23 protein-coding genes and 6 tRNA genes are annotated in these 24,572 nt (G+C 28.9%); 21 read left to right on the top strand and 8 right to left on the bottom strand.

Annotated elements, in window-relative coordinates; genetic code table 11:
* Positions 1-182: 182 nt before the first annotated feature.
* From EDD60_RS08850 to EDD60_RS08830, 5 genes are all read left to right on the top strand, one after another.
* Positions 183-1,085 (top strand): MerR family transcriptional regulator, encoded by a 903-nt coding sequence (locus EDD60_RS08850; protein ID WP_066447995.1) that lies wholly within the window; start codon positions 183-185, stop codon positions 1,083-1,085.
* 63 nt (positions 1,086-1,148) lie between these two features.
* A complete protein-coding gene (locus tag EDD60_RS08845; protein ID WP_132226371.1) occupies positions 1,149-1,835 on the top strand; it encodes a response regulator transcription factor in 687 nt (228 codons plus the stop codon).
* Positions 1,822-2,796 (top strand): sensor histidine kinase, encoded by a 975-nt coding sequence (locus EDD60_RS08840; protein WP_066448000.1) that lies wholly within the window; start codon positions 1,822-1,824, stop codon positions 2,794-2,796. The genes EDD60_RS08845 and EDD60_RS08840 overlap by 14 nt, the downstream gene beginning before the upstream one ends.
* A gap of 45 nt (positions 2,797-2,841) precedes the next feature.
* Positions 2,842-3,522, top strand: coding sequence for an ABC transporter ATP-binding protein (locus EDD60_RS08835; protein WP_066448002.1), 681 nt, complete (start codon positions 2,842-2,844; stop codon positions 3,520-3,522).
* Positions 3,515-5,977, top strand: a complete 2,463-nt coding sequence (locus tag EDD60_RS08830) for an FtsX-like permease family protein (RefSeq protein ID WP_066448004.1) — start codon at positions 3,515-3,517, stop codon at positions 5,975-5,977. Before EDD60_RS08835 ends, EDD60_RS08830 begins: the two co-directional genes overlap by 8 nt.
* Before the next feature lie 36 nt (positions 5,978-6,013).
* On the opposite strand, the gene EDD60_RS08825 is transcribed toward EDD60_RS08830, so the two are convergent.
* From EDD60_RS08825 to EDD60_RS08805, 5 genes are all read right to left on the bottom strand, one after another.
* Positions 6,014-6,352 (bottom strand): hypothetical protein, encoded by a 339-nt coding sequence (locus tag EDD60_RS08825; RefSeq protein ID WP_066448006.1) that lies wholly within the window; start codon positions 6,350-6,352, stop codon positions 6,014-6,016.
* 887 nt (positions 6,353-7,239) lie between these two features.
* Positions 7,240-7,473 carry a hypothetical protein gene (locus EDD60_RS08820; RefSeq protein ID WP_066448008.1) on the bottom strand — a complete coding sequence of 78 codons (234 nt, stop codon included), beginning with the start codon at positions 7,471-7,473 and terminating at the stop codon, positions 7,240-7,242.
* A gap of 1,164 nt (positions 7,474-8,637) precedes the next feature.
* Entirely contained in the window at positions 8,638-8,940 is a 303-nt protein-coding gene (locus tag EDD60_RS08815) for a transcriptional regulator (protein ID WP_066448012.1), read from the bottom strand.
* A 3-nt stretch (positions 8,941-8,943) separates the two neighbouring features.
* On the bottom strand, positions 8,944-9,612 hold the full coding sequence (locus tag EDD60_RS08810; RefSeq protein WP_066448014.1) for a hypothetical protein: 669 nt from the start codon (positions 9,610-9,612) through the stop codon (positions 8,944-8,946).
* A gap of 138 nt (positions 9,613-9,750) precedes the next feature.
* Complete coding sequence (locus EDD60_RS08805) at positions 9,751-10,095, bottom strand: hypothetical protein (protein WP_066448017.1); 345 nt, start codon at positions 10,093-10,095, stop codon at positions 9,751-9,753.
* 372 nt (positions 10,096-10,467) lie between these two features.
* Between EDD60_RS08805 and EDD60_RS08800 the strand changes: the two genes are divergently transcribed.
* From EDD60_RS08800 to EDD60_RS08760, 10 genes are all read left to right on the top strand, one after another.
* Positions 10,468-11,655 (top strand): aminotransferase-like domain-containing protein, encoded by a 1,188-nt coding sequence (locus tag EDD60_RS08800; RefSeq protein ID WP_066448026.1) that lies wholly within the window; start codon positions 10,468-10,470, stop codon positions 11,653-11,655.
* 58 nt (positions 11,656-11,713) lie between these two features.
* Positions 11,714-12,055, top strand: coding sequence for a hypothetical protein (locus tag EDD60_RS08795; protein WP_066448028.1), 342 nt, complete (start codon positions 11,714-11,716; stop codon positions 12,053-12,055).
* Positions 12,056-12,140: 85 nt separating this feature from the next.
* A tRNA-Asn gene (locus EDD60_RS08790) sits at positions 12,141-12,216 on the top strand.
* A 7-nt stretch (positions 12,217-12,223) separates the two neighbouring features.
* Positions 12,224-12,299 (top strand) — tRNA-Glu (locus tag EDD60_RS08785).
* A gap of 8 nt (positions 12,300-12,307) precedes the next feature.
* Positions 12,308-12,383 (top strand) — tRNA-Val (locus EDD60_RS08780).
* A gap of 12 nt (positions 12,384-12,395) precedes the next feature.
* Positions 12,396-12,471 (top strand) — tRNA-Thr (locus EDD60_RS08775).
* Positions 12,472-12,477: 6 nt separating this feature from the next.
* Positions 12,478-12,553 (top strand) — tRNA-Lys (locus EDD60_RS08770).
* 9 nt (positions 12,554-12,562) lie between these two features.
* Positions 12,563-12,645 (top strand) — tRNA-Leu (locus tag EDD60_RS08765).
* Between the two features lie 827 nt (positions 12,646-13,472).
* Entirely contained in the window at positions 13,473-13,640 is a 168-nt protein-coding gene (locus tag EDD60_RS16095; RefSeq protein WP_165973139.1) for a hypothetical protein, read from the top strand.
* A 94-nt stretch (positions 13,641-13,734) separates the two neighbouring features.
* On the top strand, positions 13,735-13,977 hold the full coding sequence (locus EDD60_RS08760) for a hypothetical protein (RefSeq protein ID WP_066449815.1): 243 nt from the start codon (positions 13,735-13,737) through the stop codon (positions 13,975-13,977).
* A 201-nt stretch (positions 13,978-14,178) separates the two neighbouring features.
* Here EDD60_RS08760 and EDD60_RS08755 read toward each other — a convergent pair whose 3' ends face one another.
* On the bottom strand, positions 14,179-14,994 hold the full coding sequence (locus EDD60_RS08755; protein ID WP_243646661.1) for a MurR/RpiR family transcriptional regulator: 816 nt from the start codon (positions 14,992-14,994) through the stop codon (positions 14,179-14,181).
* A 232-nt stretch (positions 14,995-15,226) separates the two neighbouring features.
* Positions 15,227-16,993 (bottom strand): DUF885 domain-containing protein, encoded by a 1,767-nt coding sequence (locus EDD60_RS08750; RefSeq protein WP_066449816.1) that lies wholly within the window; start codon positions 16,991-16,993, stop codon positions 15,227-15,229.
* Between the two features lie 152 nt (positions 16,994-17,145).
* Here EDD60_RS08750 and EDD60_RS08745 point away from each other — a divergent pair, with 152 nt between their 5' ends.
* A complete protein-coding gene (locus tag EDD60_RS08745; RefSeq protein ID WP_066449818.1) occupies positions 17,146-18,006 on the top strand; it encodes a YitT family protein in 861 nt (286 codons plus the stop codon).
* 65 nt (positions 18,007-18,071) lie between these two features.
* Positions 18,072-18,893, top strand: coding sequence for an Mrp/NBP35 family ATP-binding protein (locus EDD60_RS08740; RefSeq protein WP_066449821.1), 822 nt, complete (start codon positions 18,072-18,074; stop codon positions 18,891-18,893).
* A gap of 20 nt (positions 18,894-18,913) precedes the next feature.
* Here EDD60_RS08740 and EDD60_RS08735 read toward each other — a convergent pair whose 3' ends face one another.
* On the bottom strand, positions 18,914-20,827 hold the full coding sequence (locus EDD60_RS08735; RefSeq protein ID WP_066449824.1) for a BglG family transcription antiterminator: 1,914 nt from the start codon (positions 20,825-20,827) through the stop codon (positions 18,914-18,916).
* A 248-nt stretch (positions 20,828-21,075) separates the two neighbouring features.
* Between EDD60_RS08735 and EDD60_RS08730 the strand changes: the two genes are divergently transcribed.
* From EDD60_RS08730 to EDD60_RS08715, 4 genes are all read left to right on the top strand, one after another.
* Positions 21,076-22,410, top strand: a complete 1,335-nt coding sequence (locus EDD60_RS08730; RefSeq protein WP_066449827.1) for a PTS sugar transporter subunit IIC — start codon at positions 21,076-21,078, stop codon at positions 22,408-22,410.
* A 62-nt stretch (positions 22,411-22,472) separates the two neighbouring features.
* Positions 22,473-22,934: a zinc-ribbon domain-containing protein gene (locus tag EDD60_RS08725; protein ID WP_066449830.1), complete on the top strand. Its 462-nt coding sequence runs from the start codon at positions 22,473-22,475 to the stop codon at positions 22,932-22,934.
* A 12-nt stretch (positions 22,935-22,946) separates the two neighbouring features.
* Positions 22,947-23,423: a zinc ribbon domain-containing protein gene (locus tag EDD60_RS08720; protein ID WP_066449837.1), complete on the top strand. Its 477-nt coding sequence runs from the start codon at positions 22,947-22,949 to the stop codon at positions 23,421-23,423.
* Between the two features lie 222 nt (positions 23,424-23,645).
* A complete protein-coding gene (locus tag EDD60_RS08715) occupies positions 23,646-24,572 on the top strand; it encodes a type I phosphomannose isomerase catalytic subunit (protein ID WP_066449841.1) in 927 nt (308 codons plus the stop codon).

Below are 24,572 nucleotides of genomic sequence, written 5' to 3'. Positions count from 1 at the left end.
ACCCCATAAATAATTATAGCTAGAATATTGGAGAATAGAAAAAGACCACACGATAATGTGTAGTCAGTTCAAACCACGTTAAATTTTAAATAGTCAAAAATACTTAAAAGAACAGTAATGTTCTTTTTTTTCTTGACTACACCCTTGGGACATAGTGTAAGATTTTTGTGAGGTGGGAAGTTATGAAAATACAAGAAGTATGTCAACAGCTAAATACAACAAAGAAAGCTATTTACTATTATGAAAAACAAGGTCTTATTAAAGTAACTAAGCAAGAAAATGGCTATCGTGAATTTACTGAGGACGATATCAAAAAACTTCAAGAAATTATATTATTAAGAAAATTAGGGTTAGAAGTTAATGAAATAAAAAGAGTATTTAATTCAGATGGAAAAGATAGAGAAGCTAAATTAAGATATATTTTTGCTAAGAAACAAAAAGAATTATCTTTTCATCAACAACAATTAGAATGTTTTCAACTATTATTGGAAGATAGTGGTTCATTGAGTATGCAACAACTTCATCAAATGATTGATTATACTAGTATTGCCGAGGCAATAAAGGAACAATTACCAGGTTTTCTAGGAGAAATGCTTGTCCAATATTTTGAACCTTATTTACAGGGAAAAATAGAAACACCCATACAAGAAAAAGCTTATCATGATATTATTCATTTTTGGGATAATGTAACGATTAAGATTCCTTTATCTGTAAGAATGCTTATGTTTATTAATAAAATGATGAGAAATGAAGGTATTTTAAATATCATAAAACAAGTCCAAATGGATAATAAAGAAAAATTAGAAAGCGAAGAAGCGTATGAATATTATAAGCAGGCAGCTATATCTTCATATGAAATGTCAAAAAAACTTTCATGGAGAATTATGAGTTATCCAAACCGTAAAATGAAAATTGTATTTCAAAATATTGGTTATAATGATATTTTTATACCAGCATTAAGAAAACTATCACCATCATATGACCAATATTACACAACACAATTTCAACTCAATCAAAGAGTTTGTCAGGAATTAGGACTATATTATGATGCAAAGATGATTATTCGTAAGAAAAGAACACAATGATGTTCTTTTTCTTTGTCATCAAAGTGTCACCATTATATAATAAAATAAAGATAGGTGATAGAAATGAGTCGAATATTATTAGTAGAAGATGATTTAGCGTTAGCTAAATCATTAAAAGAAGCTTTAGAAATCAAAGAATATCAGGTACATATTGCAGATTGTTATGAAATAGCATTACGTGAGTATTTGCAAAATAAATATGATTTACTTATCTTGGATATTCAATTGCCTGATGGTGATGGAATTACACTTTGCCAACAAGTACGTCTTTCATCCCATGTTCCTATTTTGTTTTTAACCGCTAATGATAATGAAGATATGTTAGTTGAAGGTTTGAACAGTGGTGGCGATGATTATATGACAAAGCCATTTCGCATCAAAGAACTCTATGCAAGAATTTTGGCCTTGTTACGACGTAGTCAACCTTTGCAAGATCAATTAAGAATTGGTGATTTATCGATATATTTAAAAAGAAGGGAAGTCTTTGTTCAACAAGAAAAATTATCTTTATCAGTAATTGATTTTGAAATTTTAAAAATGTTAGTCACTCATCAAAATCAAGTTTTAACAAGACAACAATTATTAGAGGCTATTGAAAAGGATGAATATTATGTAGAAGATAATACATTATCTGTACATGTTAAACGATTAAGAGATAAATTGGGAACTTATCAAGGTATCTCTTATATAGAAACAGTGAGAGGAATTGGTTATCGTATCAATCAAGAGGTGTTATATGGAAACAAATAATCGTGAATTTATACTATTACGTTACAAAATGATGGTATCTATCATCATTCTTTTATTGATTTATATATTTTCTTTATCAAAAGAAATATTATTTATAGATAGTGTTTTATGTATTTTTTATATGTATTATTCATCTAAGAGAATATTAAAATCATTATTTACTGATATGCGTCATGTGATTGATTTTGCTTCTGGAGATCAGGAGTTTATGATTAAAGATGGAGATTTAGGTTTATTATATGATGAAATTGTCATTTTGAAAAAAAGAACAACAGCATATCAAGAAACCATTCAAAAAGAAAAGAATAAGTTAAGACAAACAATAGAAGATATTTGTCATCAATTAAAAACACCACTTGCAAGTGTTTCTATTTATAATGAATTACTATTAGAAGAACAACCTCACCATTATCTTATAGAAACACAACAACAAATAGAAAAAATGAAATATCTTATCAACAGCTTATTAAAACTAGCAAAATTACAAGGAAGTCAGGTTGATTTTGATTTTCAATATTTACCAATATATGAAGTCTTTCAATTGTCTTTACAAGCATTACATTCATTGATTCAACAAACATCTACTTCCATAACAATTGAAAAAACTGAAGCTTATCTCTATTATGATGAAAGCTGGTTACAAGAAGCTTTATCAAATATTATTAAAAATTCCTTGGAACATGGATGTTCAAAGATTAAGGTAACTTTTGAAGAACATCAACAATATATCAAATGCTTTATTTATAATAATGGTGAAGAAATCAAAGAAAAAGATTTACCCCATATCTTTGAAAGATTCTATCATTCTGCTAAACAACAAGGAGTAGGCATAGGATTGGCTTTATCAAAAGAAATTATTGAAAAACATCATGGATTAGTGATTGCTTATAATGATAATGGAGTCGTTTTTGAAATAACCTTTCCATTATTTCAAATGAATGATAAATACAAGGTGTCATAAAAGTGTAAGATAGTTTTCTTATAATAAAGATAGGAGGTGGAATATATGGAAAAGGTTGTAACGATAACTGATGTTTTTAAAAGTTATGGAGAAAATGAAGCAAAGGTAGAAGCACTAAAGAATGTTTCTTTGGATATTGAACAAGGAACTTTTGTAACAATTGTAGGGAAAAGTGGTTCAGGGAAATCAACTTTATTACATGTTATGGGAGGATTGGAAAAACCACAAAAAGGAGAAGTCTTAGTTGATGGTATTTCGTTATATCATTTAAAAGAAGATGAAATGACTATTTTACGAAGAAGAAAAATTGGTTTTGTTTTTCAATTCTTTAATTTGATTCCTAGTCAAAATGTCTATGAAAATATTATCTTACCTATGTGTCTAGATGGACGGAAAGAAGATAAAGAATATGTAGAAGATATTATTTCAATGTTAGGGTTACAAGAAAAGAAATTAGCGTACATTGATGAGCTCTCTGGTGGACAACAACAACGAGTAGCAATTGCCAGAGCCTTGGCTTCAAAACCATCTTTAATATTGCTTGATGAACCAACTGGGAATCTTGATTCACAAAATAGTGAAGAAGTTATGGATTTATTAAAACTCTCTCAAAGAAAGTATAACCAAACGATTGTCATGGTGACTCATGATGCAATGATGGCCAATAAAGCAGATCGTGTGATTACTATTGAGGATGGTCAAATTGTAGGTGATCAGCATGTTTAAACAGAATTATATTCAGAAATTAGCCTTTGATAATATTCGTAGACAAAGGAAATTTTATAGATTTATATTTGTTTCATTACTAACAACATTTATCTTATCATCAGTCATAGCAATCCTCTATGCTTCATATGAAGAAATAAGCTATCGTGAGAAATATACACGTTATGGGAAGTGGGGATTAGTCATTGATGGTGAAAGTGAAAATGAATTAAAAAGTCTTAAAAAAGATTGTTCAATTATATCAGGACGTATTTATCGTGTGGGTGAAGTAAATTATCAAGGGAAGTCCCTTGGTGAAATGACATCTTTAGATAATACTGCTTTAGATTTAACAGCGTTGCAATTAAAAGAAGGAAGATTTCCCCAAAATGCGAGTGAGATTATTTTAGAAGAAGATCGTTTGATTGGATTGGATATTCCTCATAAAGTTAATCAAACTATTGAATTAACAGTGAATGATGGAAATCATCAACAAACTTTACCTTATAAAATAGTAGGGATAGCTAAAAATTATTCACAGATTTATTCTATATCGTTAGGAAGTTTTATTACCGTCAATCACCCAACATCAAATTATCAAACCCTTGTTTATTCAAAAGATAATTTACAATTATGGAATAGTGTTATTACAAATCAATTTGAAGATAGAATTCAGTATAATATGGAAACATATGGCGGAAATTATAAAAGAATGGGTGAAGATTCATTATATCAATATGATGACTATTCTCTTTATTTTAGATATGTTATTGTGATTGTAGGATTTATTGGAGTTTTAGGAACAATGATTTCATCAGTGAGTAAACGAACTGAAAACTTTGTTTTAATGAGAGCGATTGGTGCAACCTCTAAACAGATACAAAAATTAATTGTGTATGAAGGATTGTTATTGATTATTATTGCGGGAATTATTGGAGTTGTTTGTGGTTTGATTTTAAGTGCTACTATACTTTATTTATATCATTCTTTAATGAATGGTGCATTTCTCATGATTGTGAATCAGACGTTTTATGTTCAGCTGGCAATTTCTTTTATAGTAGCAGTTATTGTAAATTTTATACCTTCATTTGAAGCTTATTTCATACCTCTCACAAGTAAAGTTCATCAATCTATAAAGAAACATAAGGTAAGAAAGATTAGAAAAGTCACTATTCCTTCACTAGCTTTAAGAGAATTGACAGATAATAAAACTGCTTCCATCAGTCTTATTATCTTATTGATGGTAGGAATTATGGGGAACATGATGTTATTTTATACTATTGATACTTATACAGATGATTTAAAATCACTTTATGTTGAGGATTATGATTATACGATAGGAAACTATGATGATTCCATTTCTCAAGATGAGCTCACTGCATTAAGTCAAATAAAGGGTGTTTCAACTCAAATTGTACATAGTCATGATATCCAGGTTTATTGGCAAGATATTACTGAAGAAAAAAGTCTGCTTTATGGCCGTCAAAATAATTTTAACTTACAGCCTGAATCAAAATATTATTATTTAGAAACAAGTGAATTATTTTATTATGAAAATCAAGCTGTCGTTGAAGATATTTTATTAGCACATCATATGGAAGGAAGATTTCCTGAAAATGAAGATGAAGTATTTATTGTTAAAGAATTTTGGAATGCTCATGAAGATGGTTCTGGGAGTGGAGGTTATTATACTAAAAAACAATTTGATGAGGATAAAAAAGACTCATATATTCAAGAAAAAGGATTAGATATAGGAGATGAAGTAGAAGTATTTACAAATGATTGGGGAAGTAGAAAGCTTGGAAATGGTCATCGTATGAAAATTGTTGGAACAATTTATTTTGATGATGTAACGCAAAAAGAAAATCGTTTATTTTTTGGAATAGGTAGTGGAGGTATGTATAAATTTCTTACAAATAAGCAAACTTATCAAAAATATATATCAAAAGATACTGAACAAAATATATTTTGTGATGTTAATAATTATGATGCACAATTTACATTAAAGAAGCAATTATTTGAAATCAAAGATAGATATCCTGATGTTATGTATAATGATTTAAATTCAGTTCAACAATTACATATTATTAGTTTAAAAGAAATAACCTTTAAAGACATTTCTTTCTTTGGTGGATTGGTGTTTGGAATTATTTTATTAGTTTATATGAATCGTAAGATTAAAGCAATAGCACGTAAACATCAAATTGGATTGTATCGAGCTATAGGAATGACAAAGAAACAGATTGTTATGATTTACACCCTGTATGCTTTTGCGATTTATATAATCAGTTTTATTATCTATACTATACTTTCTATTTTACTTTCCAATTTACAATTTTTGAATATGCTTGATTATATTCAATTGTCTCAAGTATTATCAGTCATCAGTTTAGGAGTTATAGTTATATTTGTGATTGTATTTGCTGTATATAGTGAACTTAAAAATAATATTTTGGAAAGTATTTCTCATGATTAAAAGAAAAGGACGACCGATTTTATGGCCGTCCTTTGGTTATTTTTTCATTAATCCATCAGCAAAACTAATTGGCATACCAAACATAATACCAGTATGAGGATTGTTAATTCCTCCAACTGCATCATCAACTGTTTTTCTGACTAATTCAACCTGATCATCATTCACAATAAAGAAAATTGTTTTACTTTCAGGAAGTGGGTTCTCTAAGAATAAACGTAGTGACCCCAATAGATAACTCTCATCAGATTCATCAATTGATTTCACCATGCCAGTAGAATCAACGATTGTTCCCCCAGTTACTCCTGCTTTCTTTAAACGTGCTAATAAATCATCTAGACAATCAACTTTGTTTAAGACAACAAATATGACTTGCATTATCATCACCACCTACCTTTATTATATCGCTTGTATTCATAAATATCTAGTTATTATCGAAAAATTACAAAAAGCAATGATAATTTTATCACTATTATGATTTATTTTTTATCAATAAAAGTGAGAAGAAATTATGGGTTCTATTAAAAAGTGGCAGGCTATTTTTAACTGATTTGATTCTTATTGAGAAGAATAAATTAGTGTGAATTAAGATTGACTTTCACCAGCATTCTTAGAAATAACTTTGATTTGTTTTATTCTTTTATCAGTATTATCAGTTTCAATAGTATAAGGAGTATATTGGCAAACAATGTCAGACCCATAAATCTATAAAGAATACACCATTCCCTAAATCATTTAACTTATAATCTCTATATCCACCACTTAATCTTACACTATCAAGAGTGATACATATTTTATTATTATTTTCAGTTACATTGCTTATGAATGCATTACAAGAATATATTGCTAACTTGTCTAATGATTACTAAGATGGAAATAAATATAACTGTTTTTTAATAAATCGATTATCCATAGTGTTACTTCCAATTTAAAATGTAGATTAGATAAGTAGTTTTTATCTAAGTATGATATCTTTCATTAATATTATTACTACTAGCAGATCCTTAAAATTGAATTAAAGAAGCATAAGTATGTATGGGGATAAAAGTCATTATTTTTTTAAAGTAATTTATTTTATGTTTATTGAAGTGTCTGTATGATTAATAATCCTTTTCAGATGGATAGATAATTTCGTAATCATTTTCTCCTTGATTTTGTTGTTTATCAGGATTTTCTTGAATTATTTTCTTAATATGATTATCTTTATTATCAATTTCAATAATAACTGGAAATAATGTATCAACAAAAGGGGAAACAACAATGCCTCATTTAAGAATAAATTCATATACACCATCTTCTACTTTGACTAAATCATATCCTTTATAACTATTACTTCCCACATCTAATACACGCATAGATATTTTCCCGTCTTTTTCTTCTATCATATCAAAGAGACCGTATATACGTGTTTCATAATTTTTTAAATAAAAATATCCACATGTTAAGACAAGGATTATCACAATAAGTATGATATATTTGATTTGAATTTTATTTTTCATAATAGAGCTCCTTTTTGTTTATGAAATTGCAGTTATATATAACTGTATCGGTTATTGTGTCATTTGAATTTTATTCATATTATCAATAATTTAAATGCTAAAATACTTTTGAAAAGAAAGTATTTTTCTAATATTAGTGTAACAAATTATAGAATTTAAGTAAAGCAAACAAGAAAAATATATTATTTTTCATGCCTTAATACAATTAAAATACTTTTGAAACGAAAGTTATTATTGATGTGAAAAGTGAAGTGTGTTAAGATATTCTTATGAAAGGGGTTACATCATATTGGTGAAAGGAGCTTAGAAGAAAGTTGTTTATTGATTTCTTATGATAATATTTTAGACATGCGACCAATTGAGAAGTAGATTTTAGCAATAAAAGATAGTTCTTGCTTCTATGATTTTTATGAATAAAATCATTATAGATATACAATTGTTGATCATATCAATAGTTATATTTGTGAACCAATGTATAATCATGTTTATTATCCAACAATAGTAGAAGCTAGAAGGGAATTAAGTTTATAAATAGAAAATTGAAAAAAGATTATTAATTGGTTTAATTATTGCATTACTATGAGAAAATATGATTTTTTTATTCATTACATTTAAATTTCCTAAAAATCAATTGAAAGAAGATGGTGTTATGATATTTTGTTATATTATAGAGTTAAATATTATAGGATGGATTATTATAGACATATTGTATATGTTGAAAAAGATTTCAAAAGATTGTGGATATAAATATCTATTGTTATTGGCTATTATTTTTGTAATGAATTTTTTGGTTTTATATTTTGGAGGCTTTGAATCTGATACTTTAAAATGGTTTGATAATAACTCGAATTTTCATCTTGTATATTTATTATCTTTAATCGTTTTATTTATATTGAATGTAATTTTATTTTTTAAAAAACTAAAAAATAAAGATTGTTAAGTTATGATTAAAACCATTCGTTTTATGTAAAAATATTATTTACATTTATAGAGTGGTTTTTTAATACCTATATAAGCCAGACATATGTTATGTAATGAAAATTAAGTTCTATTTAAGCAAAATATGGGATATAAAAAATGAGTTAAAACATGAAATAATCCAAAGATTTAACTCATTTTTATTTATAATTATTTTAATCAATGCAATTTTGATTAACTTCTTTTTTAGATCATAGATTCCATTAATAATTTCATAAATTGCTGAAAAGTATCACGTCCAGTTTCTGTAAGTTGATAAATCGTATGTCGCTTATATTTAATATCATCATTTCTCTCTTTTTCAAATTCTATAAAACCTTCTTCTATTAATTTATCAATATGCCTAAATAACTTTCCATCTGTGACTTGACATATTTTTTTCAATTGAGCATATGTCAAAGGAGAAACAGTTAGACTTGCCATAATCTGTATACGTGTTGCTGAATCAAATACTGAAGATAAATTGGATAAAGTCTTATTTTCTGTCATCTTTTATACCTTTTTCAAATTCAGTAATATAAGAAGGAAAGCAAATGAAATCATAACAAAACCACCATTGTTTTTTAAAATCATAGACATATCGTAAAGCTTTATCATCATTTCAGTTGGTATATTTGAGTTTAAAAAGCTACTTATAAAATACACTACTGCTATTTCTCCGACGATATTGAGTAGAATAATAAGTAGTATTGTTTTTGTACGAAAATAATTGAATAAAACAAATAAAGCTAATATGACAACTAAACTTTCAATTGGAAAACTATCAAAAATAGATAGTAGAAAATCTGCTTTTAACCAATATGAAATAGGAAAAATCATTCTTATAAAAGCCATAATGGCAATAAAACAGGTAAAAAAGGTTAAAAAGTCTTTCTCTTTGAAAGTCATTTTTATTTTATAAACGGATATAACATAAATAACAATTGTTAATAAAAATAAAATAACGGTCATAACTCTTACAAGACTAAATAGATTTTCATTTAGAGATGTCATCGCATAATTTGAAATAAAATAAAGAATTATACTAAAAATTAGATATGATAAAAACCATATTGTTAATGTTTTAATTAATCCTTTTTTAGGTGTAGAATCATCTAGAATATATCTTGTATCATTTTGGGCATCTCTTATTTTTTCTAATATTTCTTTATTATCAATCATATAGACTCCTTTTCATACGTTCATAGTTACATTATAGTTTCTTTTAACGTTAGCTTCAATAAATTTTGTATATTATGAAAATGTATAAATATAAAAGTCTTAATATATTTTTGACTAATGAAAGCTGAGAATGGTAAGCTATACTTTATTTTCTTTTATAATTTGAAGTCTTTTAAAAGTTTTGAATCCAAAAAAACTTATAAATAGCAATGATAATATTCCATCAACTGCATATGCAATATAATTATTTGATGAATTAAATAAAGCAATAACCAATGGAATAAATATGATCACTCCTGTAAAAAGACCCCAGATATAAAAGAATAATGTATCATTGAAATAAGCCAATGCAATAAATAAAACAATACATGATAATAATGCTGGAACTCCCATAAAAGAGAAATTATACATACTTATGGCTTCAAACATACATATTAAACCACCAATACTAAGGATTAATCGATTGACTTCAGGACTTTTCATAATTTTTCCTCCTTTGAAAAATTTATCATTATTTTGTTTTGAATAGAACGGTTTATAAAATTATATTATATAGGATATAGATGTTATTATTTTAAGGATTTTTCATATCTATGATTTCTACACTTTCATTATACTTTCGTTTTGAAAGTATTTCAATAAATACTTTAATAATAAATATATTTCATAATTTATATAATATTATTGATGACAATCACTGAAATTGAGAAAAAGAAAAGCTTCTAGAATAGATTGATTGTATAGTAAATAATCTTGTATTGAAAATGGGATTGCATAGTTTGTTTTTATAAATATCTAGTTATTATCGAAAAATTAGGTTATAATAATAACTAGTAAAGATAAGGGGGAATATCAATGAAATACGTATTTACTGATAGAATGTCAAATGTGAAAGCATCAGCTATTAGAGAAATCTTAAAAGCAACTGCTGATCCTCATATGATTAGTTTTGCAGGTGGAAATCCTGCTGCTGAAGCTTTCCCAGTTAAAGAAATTGAAAAAATATCAGCTGATATTTTAAGTCATGATCCAATCAGTGTTTTACAATATGGAATTACTGAAGGAGATAAAGGTTTGATTGAAGCTGCAACTTCATTTTTTAATCGACATGAACAAGCATTAAAAGACGGGGATAAGATGCTTATTACTTCTGGTTCACAACAGATTATGGAATTTGCAGCAAAATGTCTTTGCAATGAGGGTGATATTGTTATTTGTGAGAATCCTAGTTTCTTAGGAGCATTAAATGCTTTTAAATCTCTAGGAGCTATTTTAAAAGGGGTAGAGTATAAAGATGGTCAATTAGATTTAGAAGCTTTAGAAACTATTTTGAAACAACAGCCAAAGCCTAAATTTATGTATCTTATACCAAACTTTCAAAATCCTACAGGAATGACAATGTCACTAGAGGTAAGAAAGAAAGTTTTAGAACTTGCTAAAAAGTATGAAGTTTTGATTTTAGAAGATAACCCATATGGAGATTTAAGATTTGAAGGTGATGCGATTCCTTCAATGAAATCATTGGATCAAGATGGACTGGTCATTTACGCAGCGAGTCTATCTAAGATAATTGCTCCAGGAATGCGTGTGGCTTGTTGTATTGGACCAGAAGAAATTGTGAATAAATTTACGGTTGCTAAGCAAGCAAGTGATGTTCATTCTAATTTATGGGCGCAAAAGGTTATGGCAAGGTATTTAACAGAGTATGATATGGATGCACATATTCAATCAATTCAAAAGATTTATAAAGATAAGTGTCAATTGATGTTAACAGAAATGAAAAAATATTTCCATCCAGAAGTAGAATATACAAAACCAACTGGGGGAATGTTTATTTGGGTTACTTTACCAAAGCATATTGATATGCAATTATTTGTTAAAAAAGCATTAGAAAAAAATGTAGCAGTTGTTCCAGGAAACGCATTCTTAGATGATGATACAAAAGAATGTCATAGCTTTAGAATGAATTTCTCAACACCTACAGATGCTAAGATTAAAGAAGGCGTTAAAATATTAGGACAATTAACTTATGATATGTACTAATTTTCGTCATATTTCTTGAGTTAATTCATATATAATAAACAGTCGGGAGGAATGAAATATGCCATATATTAAATTTACAACTACAAAAACACTTACACTTAATCAAGAACAATCATTAAAGAATAGTGCAGGTCAACTTATTTCCATCTTACCTAACAAAAAAGAAGAAAATCTAATGATTCATATTGAAGATAATCAAGTAATGTATTTCAAAGGAAAAGAATTAGATTGCATGAAAATTGAATGCCAATGGTTCCATCATGTTGATTTAGAGTATCAACAAGAATTTGTTAAAAAACTCATGGCAGATGTTGAAAAGATTACAAAAGTACCTGTTTCAAATCAATATTTAACTATTGAAGAATATGATCATTGGGGTAAAAATGGAGAATTAGCATAGAAGTCATAAAAATGACTTCTTTTTTTAAAAAAAGACTTGCATTATTATATCTAGTATGGTAATATAATTGAGCACAAAGAAAGATGCTTGAATAGCTCAGTTGGTAGAGCAATCGGCTGTTAACCGATCGGTCGTAGGTTCGAGTCCTACTTCAAGCGCCATTTTTGTGGCCTGTTGGAGAAACGGTTAACTCACATGCCTTTCACGCATGCATTCACGGGTTCGAATCCCGTACAGGTCACCATTTTTTTTGGAGGTTTAGCTCAGTTGGGAGAGCATCTGCCTTACAAGCAGAGGGTCAGCGGTTCGAGCCCGTTAACCTCCACCATTTTTATTATAAGCCGGCTTAGCTCAACTGGTAGAGCAACTGACTTGTAATCAGTAGGTTGAGGGTTCAAGTCCTTTAGCCGGCACCATTTTTTGACCCGCTAGCTCAGTCGGTAGAGCATCTGACTTTTAATCAGAGGGTCAGGCGTTCGAGTCGCCTGCGGGTCACCATCTTAATATGCGGATGTGGTGAAACTGGCAGACACGCTAGACTTAGGATCTAGTGCTTCGGCGTGCAGGTTCAAGTCCTGTCATCCGCACCATATGAAAATTACCTTGATTATATCAAGGTTTTTTTGTTTATATATTAAAAATGGGCTGAAATTTATTTGTTATTCATGATGTCCAATGATTTATCATCATCTGGTATGTTTTTGTTTGAGATTGTTGTTTTAGGTGTAGTAATTTTATAAGATTGTCCTTTAATCTTTTGATTTATTGTGTTTTTTATCTTTACAGTTTTGAAGCTAGATGTAAAGTCATTCCAGTTTAGTGCTAATGCATCCCCACGTCGACATCCAGTCCAATGTAAGAAATTGAATAATGTTTTACATTCTAGATTATCAATAACATTATCGAATTGCTAGAATTCTTCAATAGTCCAAAATAGCATTTTCTTTTTATGCTCTGCAGGATCTTTGAAATTTTCTTCGATTTCAAGACAATTATTATCCGTTTCATAATACTTTTCAGAAAAATTGAAGATAGTTGATAATATAATGAAGATATCTCTTTTGTATTTTTGTGAATGATTCTTTGCGTTTGTTTCATCTTTCCATGTTTTGATATCTTTTATGGCCGTGTTATCAAAGTATGGTCTTATATGTTTATTGATCTTATTTACTAATGAATTATATGATGAGTCACTTCATTTCCTTTTTGGGTGTATAAGAAAAGTTTTTAGAAATTCAGATTCTGTAAACTTGGATTCTTGCTTAGGTTTAAAATCAAGTCTTTTATAATCTTTATATTTGTTTGTCATGGTGTCTTTATATTTTCTATAGAAGTACCATTTTTTGTTTTCTCGTCTTTTTTTACAATCATAATAAAAACACGTTTTTCAAAAATGGAAGAAAGGAGTATACAATTTTTGGCTCAAGAAATAAGCGAAAAAGAAGGTATATATAGCCAATATGATGAACTTGTTAATACACTTCGCGAAATAAATGCAAAAGCGAGACATAATAAAAAATTTAGTTTTGCTAAAGAATTATTTTTACAAGACGTTCCTGAAAGAAGGGCCTGGCTTGGAAACTAGATCCATGATACAATGATGAAAAAAGGCGATATTGATTTAATGGGGAAACTAAATGAATTAGTATTAATATTTTGTTGATGGAGAGTGATTAATTGTGCAGGAGTATAAAGATATTGTTAGAAGATTTGATTTGATTTTTAAAACTAGTGAAGAACCATTACTAGTTACTAGAAAAGAAGCAGAACAGTTATATGAGGATATGAAACAATTTATTAAGGAAGATCATCCTAAAGAGGAAATCAGATCTATTTATCCAATAGGAATGATGGAAACACTAGGAATGCTATTAGATGATTCGAATCCGGATAAATCAGCAGTATTTAAAGCCGACAAGTAGTCGGTTTTTATTTTACTTGAAAGGAGCATAACATGGCACAAGGTCTACGGCTGTATTATCATCAATTATGCTGTATGGATGAAAGAAAAGAAGTTATATAAAGAAAATCACCTTTCCTGTATAACGAAGCTGTTAAAGCTATCATTATTAAGAGAGGAAAGGTGATTTAAATGGTTAATAAAGTCATATTTTATTACAGTTTTATTTTAAATGTTGAATAACATATTTATGGTAATATTGATGTAACAAGCAATCAATAAAGAATAATAATTTATATTTACCGATTGTTTCATGATCATGTTTTCCTAAACCAATGACTTTTGTAAAATGTTGTGAGAATTTTGTATGTACATTTTGAGTAATTAAAATAGATGTTGAAGATGACATGATTGCTGGAATTGTTATTGTTTTTTCCATCAATAAGGTTCCTTCTAATGATATAAAAATACACAAATCATCTTTTTGTATTTCTTTAGCAACTTTCATTTGATGTTCTTTGCGTGGATAAAATTCAACAAACTTACCAGTTGTCAGTAATCCTCTTTGTAAAATATTTCCTAGATCACCAGGAATATGTGTTGCAAAAATTAAAATACGTTTAGCATCATGAATGAAATCACAGATTTGCTCTAATTCACTTAAAGGAAAATCATTTTGCATTTGCAAAAGACAATGAGAAATATCAGATGTATATTTATTAAAATCAATATCTTGAAATGCAGCATTGTCAATAGCAAGCTCTTGTAATTCTTCTTGAACATTTAAACAATCAGATTTAAAAGCATTAAAACTACTATAACCTATTTTTTGGGCAAATCGACTTATACTTGATTGTGAAGTATAACAAATATTTGCAAAATCTTGTAGTGATGTTTTGTGAGTAATAGAATTTATATTCTTTAGCAGGCATCTTGCAAGAATAATGTCAGTATCATCATTTTCTGGTGATGCGTTAATAATATTTTGTAGTTTGTAAATAAAGCCAGCCATATTCATCACATTGTAAAGTTTTATCAACTTTACTTTCTCCTTTCTGTCAATTTATTAGTGAATTATTAAAATCTAAATATTCATTCAAAATAAGAATATCTTCTAATGCTTCAATATTGTATAACAAAATAATAGCGTTTACAATATATTTAATTATAGATTTGCATAATTTGTCGAAAACGATATTTAAATGGAATTTAATGGTAAAATTGATAAAATAATATAAAAAGAGAACTTCATCTCCAGGGATAAAGTTCTCTTATTTTGTACTTTGAATGTATTCATTCACATTTTTTTCGATAACGCTAAATGGTGCGTTTCCACTTTTTAAAATAGCCTTATGGAAGTCAATATCTTTGAATTTGTTGCCAAGTTTCTTTTGTGCTTTTCTTTTAAGAGCTAGAAATTCTTCACAACCAACATAATATGGTTCAAAGGTTGCTGGGTTAGCTTGTAATTGTAAATATTGTTTTTTAAAAGTTTTCTCATTACCATAATCAAGTCCAGATACTTTAAGAAAATCTTTAAATTTATTAAAAGACCAACCTTCATAATGAATACCAATATCAGCTAAGATAATTATACAATAAGTAGCCATCTCATTTTCTTTAAGCATTTCTAAATAAGTTTGATTAACATCTTTAAGATATTTATTAGCATAATATTGTGAATAAACAGCATATCCTTCAACATAAGCATTACTATTAGCAAGTGCTTTGCGATAAGGTGTCGTTTGATTTTCGTACATATAAGCATATTGATACATGTGTCCAGGAAATCCTTCATGGGCAACAGTTTGATAAGTAGAAATAGATGAAATATTAGCAGATTTGGGATTCACACGTAATTGTTTTTTCTCTTTACTGTCTAATGCGGGAATATTGAAATATGCAGCAACTCCTGAAGAAGATGCTAATTCTTCATTGACATCTTGAATCTGATAAGCAATATTTTTAACTTCAGGGAAATCATTAAATAAATTTTTTTGAATATCATTTAAGATTTGTGAATAATTCTGATATTTTGTCTGAGGCTCTTTTTGATTAATAATATCAGGATTTTCACTAACAATCTCTTGTAAACGAGCTACATGATTATTATAGGCAGCTTTCATCATATTTTGTATTTGTAAAACAGATTTAGTAGAACCACAATTTTTCTGTAACAACAATTCATAGTATTCTTTACCATATTTAAACTTTGCATATCCTTCAGTATTATTCTTTCCAGATGGAAAAGCTTTCATTACATTTATAATATCTTGATAGGCAGGAATAAAAGATTGAACAAAGGCTTCCTCTAGTTGCTTTTTATAATCTATACTTTGACTTCTTTCTAAATTAAGCTCATCAATACTTGTATTCATTGATTGTAAGACAGCACTCCTTTTACCACTCTTAATAATTTGTTGACAATAATCAATAATACTATCTATATCAACCATTAATAACCCTTTTTCTTCTTGTTTCTTTGTATATTCTAAAGCAGCATCCATATAAGGTTTCACATCATTAACTAAAATAATTAAATCTTTGACATCTTGTTCATTACGTAATTGCCAATCAGCAAGCATTGTAGGTAATTGATAATGAATACCGGTCATACTTTCAAATAATTGTTGATAATCATCAAATCGCTCATCATTTAACTGATTATAAATTTTATATTCAAATGAGAAAATATCATAAGTATCTTTTTGTTCATCAGTTAAATCACTACGCTTAAATGATTTTAATGTCTTAAGTGTATTAACCAATTCTTTTTTATCTTTTTGGATTTGTTCATCATTAATATATTCACCTAAAGTAACTTTTATTTTTTTAACATCAACTCCATAATCTTTTGGATTGATAAGTAAGATATGGGATGAAGTATAATCACTTTCCATAGTCTTTATAAATTCATTTTGAATAAAAGTATCAAACTCTTTTTGAACATCTTTATCATTATCTAATTGACAAGCTGATAAAGAAAAAAACATTATAAGAGATAAAAAAATAAGCATTATTTTTTTAATATGTTTCATAAATACCCTCCTCATATAAGTATAACGTTTTAAAAAATAATCATCAATCAATAAATATGTTTAAAAAAATATATCATATTTATTGTGGGACCAGTATCGTATTTTATACAAAAACATGATATAATAGCTCAGGGTTTTATAGGAGGTTGATTATGTCTAGTAAGATGGTAAAAAATATAATAGGAGTTTTATTAGGAAATACAATTTATGCTTTAGCAGTATTATTGTTCATTGTTCCAAATGGTTTAATTACTGGTGGTTCAACTGGTTTGGCAATTGCTGCCAATCATGTTTTTCATATTCCTATTACAGCATTTGTATCAATTTTTAATATTGGAATGTTTGTCGTAGGATTTATTTTTTTAGGGAAGGCTTTTGCTTTATCAACATTGATTAGTACTTTTTATTTTCCATTTATTTTAAGTGTATTTGAAAATACAATTGGTTATACTCAATTAACAACGGATCCCTTATTAGCAGCAATCTTAGGTGGAGTTTTAATTGGAAGTGCAATTGGTATTGTTATTAAATGTAATGCATCAACAGGAGGAATGGATATTCCACCACTAGTTATTAATAAAAAAATAGGACTTCCAGTATCGGTTTCAATGTATGCCTTTGATTTTTTAATTTTATTAATGCAAGTATTCTATACAGATCGAGAAATGGTTTTATATGGTATTGTTTTAGTTGCAACTTATACCATTATTTTAGATAAAGTATTGGTGGTTGGAAAAGCTCAAACAGAAGTGATGATTGTATCTGCTAAATATGTTGAAATTAATAATGCAATTATTCAAGAATTAGATCGTGGAACAACAATGTTAAAGTCTATTTCAGGATATATGAAAAATGAATATCCAGTGATTATGAGTGTTGTTTCTAATCGTGAATTACCAAAATTAAATGAGTTAGTTTTAAGTATTGATGAACATGCTTTTATGGTTGTTAGTAAAGTTAATGAAGTCAGAGGGAGAGGTTTTACTTTTAAAAAAGAGTATATTCAATCTTAAAAAACCACATCCTTTGAATAATTTTAAAATATGTAGTAGAATAATAAACATGAAGGAGAGATAGTATGAGTAGTAATGAATGTAATCATGATTGTGGATCATGCCAAGAAGATTGTTCTGAAAGAAGTTTTTTAGCACCTATGAATGCCCATTCTCATGTCAAAAAAGTTATCGGTGTTGTTAGTGGTAAAGGTGGCGTTGGGAAATCTTCAATCACATCTTTATTGGCTGTTTTAAAACAAAGACAAGGATATCAAGTTGCAGTTTTAGATGGTGATATTACGGGACCATCAATTGCTAAGACTTTTGGCGTTGAAGGAACTCAAATTTATTCTAATGGAAAAGAAATCATTCCAGCTGTATCAACACAAGGGACAAAGATTATGTCTACAAATTTATTGTTAGAAAATGCTGAGGATCCTGTTGTATGGCGTGGACCAATCTTAGCCGGAATGATTAAACAGTTCTGGAGCGATGTTCAATGGGGTGAAGTGGACTATATGTTTGTTGATATGCCACCAGGAACAGGAGATGTCCCATTAACAATTTTCCAATCATTACCATTGGATGGTATTGTGATTGTGACAAGCCCACAAGAACTTGTAAGTATGATTGTTTCTAAGGCTGTGAATATGGCAAAACAAATGAATATTCCAATTTTAGGGATTGTAGAAAATATGAGTTATGTAGAGTGTCCTGATTGTGGACATAAGATTTATGTTTTTGGTCATAGTCATTTAAAAGATGTTGCTGATAAATATGATTTAAATATTTTAGGACAATTACCATTAGATAGTGAGTTAACTAAATTATCTGATATGGGTGCGATTGAGGAATATCAATCTGAATGGTTAGAAGAATTTGATAAACAAGTGAAAGATTTATAAAAAGGAATAGTGACTATTCCTTATGATTGATTTTGAATCATTGTTTTTAAAAAGAGTGGATAACTAGAATCTTCAAAAAGATTTTGGATATCCTTTTCTTTTAAAGAAAGATTCATAAGTGTATTAGAAATTGTATTATAAATATAATTATTATTATCACTACAAGAGAAAAGAATAATCATTTGTAATTCTTTTTTATCCCATAGGATTGGTTTGTTTAATAATAAGACTGCTAAAATATTATTGTTGTTTAAAGGTTTATTGAGTTTTAATAAACCAATTTTATGACGATAATGAATCATTGTACTTTGATCTTTAATAATTAGATTATTTTTAAATGATTCTTTAATTGTTGGATATTGAGTTTTGAGCATTTTATAAAATTCATTGACAATATCTGATTTATGACGAACTTTGACATTGGTTTTATATAATTGAGGATGGAATAGTGTTTCCATTCTATTTTTATTGAATAAATAAGATAAGTAATTATCTATTTTATCTAAGTCTTCTTGACTAATGATTTGTGAAATATTGATATAAGGAATAGCTAGTTTTTTATGAATAGGAACAGTTGAAATAATAAAATCATATTGACTTAAATCTTCATCAGGTAATTTATAATATTGAGATGTTTTGACAATATCAATTTGACTTTCAAAACGATCTAAAATCTGATAAGATGTCAAATCTTCAGCTCCACCACCTAAGCCACATAATAGTAAGACTTTCTTTTTGTTGGTTGTTTTACGATTAATAGCAGTGTTAAAGATAATAGCAAAGAAAGCCAATTCACTCATTGAAAGAGATTGGTGTAAATGTTTTTCAATGACTGAAGAAGTGATTTGAGCAAGCTCATAAGCAAGTGGATAAGTTGTTTTTAATTCATCATAGAGAGGATTTCTAATTTTTTCATGATAAGTTAAACGAATAAGCGCGGCTTCAATATAAAGGGTAAAAACAGTATGGAACTTTTCATCGGTAAATGTGAGTAATGTTTGTTGATAGATTTCAGCTAAGATCTCATTGACAAGATGTGCAACCTCAGGTACATTTTTAGGGGTTGTTCCTTTTGATGAACGTTTACAAATAAGCTCAATAGCAATTTGATTGATTTCATATTCATTAATTTCACATTGATTTTTTTCTTCAATAAAATGAGCAATATCACGTGCACAGGCAAATTCACTACGTCTTTCAATTAAGGTTAAATCTTGAGGATGAGTAATCGTATGTCCAGCTAAAATACGCATAATACTTATTGATAAACTTAAAAGAAAATCACATAAAGCAATATCTGACATCTCTACTTGATGTTTTTTAATAATCTCTAAAATTCCATATTCCAAAGAATCAACACTTGCAATAAACGAATTTAAATAATCATAAAACATCTCAGATTGTCTTAAATTTGTAAACTGATAATCACAAATAGGTTTTCTTTTATTCGCTTCATCACCAACGATACATATTCCATAATTAGGTTTTTGTTTCATTGTTAAACCATACTTTTTAATATCATGTCTAGCTTTCTTTAAATCACTAGAAATGGTAGAACGACTAATCAAAAGTTCATCAGCTAAATCATCAATTTTTACATAACCATCAGCTTCAATTAATCTTTTTTGAATATAGTTTCGTCTTTCCCAGGGAAGGGTAGGGAAAACTGATTCACGCTGTCTTTCTGCATCTTCAATAATATCAGCTAAGGCTTGTAAGGAATGTGATGATTTTCCTTCGATAATATATCCTTTAGAAGTTTTAGAAATTAATTCATAACCTAGTGTTTTTAAGATAGTTTTAATATTAGTCATCTCATCTCTAACAAGTCGTCGATTGATTCCTGTTGCAGTCGCTATATCATAAGAAGATATGTAATTTGAAGATGAAATAAGTAGTTTAATGATTTCAATTTCTTTTTTGTTTAAATTCATAAAATCCCTCCCTTTGTTATGATATTATAGCAAATTTCGACAAGTATGTAAACGTTTTCTCAAAAAAATCGTTTTCCCAAAATGTCTCAAAACCCTTATAAAATAAAGACTTTCTTTGAAAATTACAATTACTTGGCATTTATTATGCCGATTCATTCGCTAGAAAAAAGCAAGAGAGGTGCTAAAATAAAGTTAGAAAGAGAAAACGTTTACTCGTTTTCAAAAAACTAGACGAAGGGAGAATTTATATGTCTAACGAAAACATGTCCTTTATGGACAAATTGATGGCAAAAGTCGATGTCATCGCTGGACCAATGACAAAATTCGGTCAGATTCCATTTGTACGAGCAATCGTTAATGGGATGGTTTCTGCTGTCGGTGTCACAATGATTGGTTCGATTTTCTTAATTATTTATCTTTTAGGTTCAGATGGTGGTTTAACAGAAACTGCATTGTTACCATTCTTGAGACCATATGCAGATGATCTTGCATTAGTTAACAACCTATCTATGGGTATTATGGCTATTTACATGGTTATCGCAATGGGATCTGAATATGCTGAAATCAAAGGTTTCAACAAAACAACAGGTGCTGTTGGTGCATTCTTTGCATTCATCTTATTGAACTACAACGCTGTAGGTAAATTATTTGTTGAAGGTGTTACTGATGCAAATCAATTAGTCAGTGCTTTACCTACAAATTATTGGGGTGGTGCAGGGGTTATTACTGCTATTGTTGCTGCTGCAATCGCAATTAATATTATTGATGTATGTTACAAACATAACATTCGTATTAAATTACCTGATTCAGTTCCACCTGCAATTGCTGATAGTTTCTCTGCAATTATTCCATATTTATTTACAACACTTATTTGTTGGGGATTAAGAACTTTAGCTGGCGTTAATATTCCAGAGCTTATTGGAAATATGTTATTACCAGTATTATCAGCTGCAGACAACATTTTTATTTACACACTATCTTATTTCTTGGTATCATTATTATGGATCTGTGGTCTTCATGGAGATAATATCGTTGGTGCCGTAACAAATGCGTTTACAAATACATGGATGGTAGAAAATAATGATGCTTTCATGGCACATCAAGCTATTCCACATATTTGGACTCCAAATTTAAACAGATTATTTATGTGGGTATCTACATGTTGGCCAATTTTATTCTATATGTTCAAATCTAGTAAGAAATTACCACATTTGAAACCATTAGCTACTATTTGTTTCCCACCAGCTATCTTCTGTATTATTGAACCAATGATGTTTGGTTTACCAATTGTATTAAATCCATTCTTAGCTATTCCATTTGTATTAACACATACGATAACCGCTGCATTAACATATGGTTTAACGCAAGTTGGATTTATTGGAAGAATGTATATGAATTTACCTTGGGCAACACCTTCACCTATCTTAGGTTACTTGTCTACAGGTGGTTCAATTGGCGGAGTTTTAATTGTAGTTATTAACTTCTTGATTGGTTTAGTTATTTTCTATCCATTCTGGAAAGCATATGAAAATTCTGAAGTAAAAAGACTTGAAGAAGAAGCTGCATTAGAAGCTGCTGCTTAAACTATGTTTGAAGGCTTGGGCAACAAGCCTTCTTTGTATCAAAAACAAGGAGGAAAAAGTTTATGAAAGAATGTCCACATTGTCATAAAGATTTACCAGATGATTCAACATTTTGTATTTATTGTGGTAGACCAATTGAAAAAGTAAAAATGAAGGATTTAGAGAAAGCTGAAAAGAATATTGAAAAAGAGATGAGAAAATCACAATCTTCTTTAAAGGCTAATCCTAAAGCTAATAATTGGGGCAAAATTGGAATTATACTTTTCCTCTTTGCTTTAATCGTTTTAGATTGTATTGTTGGAACTATTGTTAATTCTATAGATGGACCAACTAAAATAGTATTTATAATTAGTTTTGTTTTCTATGTCTTGGCAATGATTTGTGGCGTAATGTCTTTGGTTACTGATTATAAAGATAAGAAAAAAGGTTTTGAACAAAACGGAAGTTATGGCTTTGCAATAGTTTCTATTGCTATGAGTATATATATTGCATTGTTAAATTTAACATCAGTTATTTTGAAATAAGGAGAGAAGTCTATGTATTGTCGAAAATGTGGTGCAAAATTAAGTGATACAGCAAAATTCTGTGATTCTTGTGGTGAAGCAGTCGTTGTTGTTAAACAAAGAAGCGATGCACAAAAATATGCTCAAAGAAATGAAGAACAAAAAGCAAAAAAAGAAAAAGCAGAACGAAAAAAAAGAAAACGTGAAAAGAAATTAGATGATTTAAAAAATCCATATGTTATTCCGGCTATTGGAACTGCTATTTTGGCTTTTGGATTAGGAATTTTTCCTTGGCCTTCCTCTTGGGGTGTTGGAACAAGTTTGTGGATGCGAATTTTAATTTTTGTTATTGCGTTATTATCAGATTACCATTGTACAAAATCGCGTCAAGTCAATCGTTTATATAACATACAATATCGCTATCAAGTAAAACCAAAGGTTGTGACAACAGCAACTGTTCTTGCAGGAGTGACAACGGTTGTTGCATTGTTTGCATTGGTTACAATGTAGTGAATATGAAATATCTAAAATGATACAGAAAATCATTTCTGTAATATGAAACAACAACTGAGTTCGTTAAAAAAAGAAGTGCTTTTCATTGAAAGGGACTTCTTTTTTCTAATAAATAGGAAATATAATTTTATTTTCAAAGCGTAACTTGTCATAAATTATGACGATTTACAATATGGTAAAGATAATGAAATTATCTAAAATGAAGATGGAGGTGTTTATATGGGAATTTTATTTTTTAAACCAATTCCTCGTCCAGCACTTTGGGGACATACATTAGTGAAGGATTATTTTGGATATCAAGATTTTCCTGATGGGATTGGTCAATCATGGTCATTTAGTGCTCAGGAGAAGGACTCTACAGTTTGTTTAACTGAACCTTATCAAGGTATGACTTTAAGAAATTTATGGATTCATCATCAGGAACTTTTTGGAAATCAGGAAGGTGAATTTCCAGTTATTATATCTTTGGTTGGACCTGAGGATGATTTAAGCTTACAGGTTCATCCAGATGCTAAACATGCTCAAAAAGTTGGCTTTTCTTCAGGCAAGAATGAGGCCTGGTATTTCATTGAAGCCAATGATGATGCCAATATCGTTTATGGACATCATGCTAAGGATGAAAAAGAATTAAGAAAATACATTCAGGAAGATCGCTGGGATGAGCTCATCAAACATTTGGATGTGCATCCAGGTGACTTTGTTTATCTGCCAGCAGGCTTGCTGCATGCTTTGAAGAAAGGCAGCATTGTCTATGAAATACAGCAGGCAACTGATATCACATATCGTTTCTATGACTATCATCGTAAGGATGCAGCAGGAAATGAGCGTGAACTCCATCTAGAACAAGCAATTGATTGTCTATCATATGACCCAAAGGAGATGGAAAATCATATTCATCCAGTCGTGAGTGAAACTGCACATATGAAACAGACAGTCTTTATTTCCAATGATTCTTTTACAGTTACAAAACTAGAAATTGATGGTCAAGACACTTATCAAAGTGGTCATTATCAACTTGCAACAATCGTAAAAGGACAAGGAAAGGTAGATAATCAAGAAGTGAAGGTAGGGGATAACTTCCTTATCCCAGTCAACTGTGAAATCAAGGTAGATGGACAGATGACAATAATGATGACAACAAAGTGA

Origin of the sequence: Longibaculum muris, from assembly GCF_004343035.1 — a bacterium.
Classification (GTDB): domain Bacteria; phylum Bacillota_I; class Bacilli_A; order Erysipelotrichales; family Coprobacillaceae; genus Longibaculum; species Longibaculum muris.
The sequence above is the reverse complement of the archived record's forward strand: the minus strand, read 5'-3'. Positions and strand labels throughout refer to the sequence as shown.

Bases quoted from the DNA above. Each gene is read 5' to 3' on its own strand.
- EDD60_RS08850 (WP_066447995.1), top strand. From the start codon at position 183: ATGAAAATACAAGAAGTATGTCAACAGCTAAATACAACAAAGAAAGCT.
- EDD60_RS08845 (WP_132226371.1), top strand. From the start codon at position 1,149: ATGAGTCGAATATTATTAGTAGAAGATGATTTAGCGTTAGCTAAATCA.
- EDD60_RS08840 (WP_066448000.1), top strand. From the start codon at position 1,822: ATGGAAACAAATAATCGTGAATTTATACTATTACGTTACAAAATGATG.
- EDD60_RS08835 (WP_066448002.1), top strand. From the start codon at position 2,842: ATGGAAAAGGTTGTAACGATAACTGATGTTTTTAAAAGTTATGGAGAA.
- EDD60_RS08830 (WP_066448004.1), top strand. From the start codon at position 3,515: ATGTTTAAACAGAATTATATTCAGAAATTAGCCTTTGATAATATTCGT.
- EDD60_RS08825 (WP_066448006.1), bottom strand. From the start codon at position 6,352: ATGCAAGTCATATTTGTTGTCTTAAACAAAGTTGATTGTCTAGATGAT.
- EDD60_RS08820 (WP_066448008.1), bottom strand. From the start codon at position 7,473: ATGAAAAATAAAATTCAAATCAAATATATCATACTTATTGTGATAATC.
- EDD60_RS08815 (WP_066448012.1), bottom strand. From the start codon at position 8,940: ATGACAGAAAATAAGACTTTATCCAATTTATCTTCAGTATTTGATTCA.
- EDD60_RS08810 (WP_066448014.1), bottom strand. From the start codon at position 9,612: ATGATTGATAATAAAGAAATATTAGAAAAAATAAGAGATGCCCAAAAT.
- EDD60_RS08805 (WP_066448017.1), bottom strand. From the start codon at position 10,095: ATGAAAAGTCCTGAAGTCAATCGATTAATCCTTAGTATTGGTGGTTTA.
- EDD60_RS08800 (WP_066448026.1), top strand. From the start codon at position 10,468: ATGAAATACGTATTTACTGATAGAATGTCAAATGTGAAAGCATCAGCT.
- EDD60_RS08795 (WP_066448028.1), top strand. From the start codon at position 11,714: ATGCCATATATTAAATTTACAACTACAAAAACACTTACACTTAATCAA.
- EDD60_RS08750 (WP_066449816.1), bottom strand. From the start codon at position 16,993: ATGAAACATATTAAAAAAATAATGCTTATTTTTTTATCTCTTATAATG.
- EDD60_RS08745 (WP_066449818.1), top strand. From the start codon at position 17,146: ATGTCTAGTAAGATGGTAAAAAATATAATAGGAGTTTTATTAGGAAAT.
- EDD60_RS08740 (WP_066449821.1), top strand. From the start codon at position 18,072: ATGAGTAGTAATGAATGTAATCATGATTGTGGATCATGCCAAGAAGAT.
- EDD60_RS08735 (WP_066449824.1), bottom strand. From the start codon at position 20,827: ATGAATTTAAACAAAAAAGAAATTGAAATCATTAAACTACTTATTTCA.
- EDD60_RS08730 (WP_066449827.1), top strand. From the start codon at position 21,076: ATGTCTAACGAAAACATGTCCTTTATGGACAAATTGATGGCAAAAGTC.
- EDD60_RS08725 (WP_066449830.1), top strand. From the start codon at position 22,473: ATGAAAGAATGTCCACATTGTCATAAAGATTTACCAGATGATTCAACA.
- EDD60_RS08720 (WP_066449837.1), top strand. From the start codon at position 22,947: ATGTATTGTCGAAAATGTGGTGCAAAATTAAGTGATACAGCAAAATTC.
- EDD60_RS08715 (WP_066449841.1), top strand. From the start codon at position 23,646: ATGGGAATTTTATTTTTTAAACCAATTCCTCGTCCAGCACTTTGGGGA.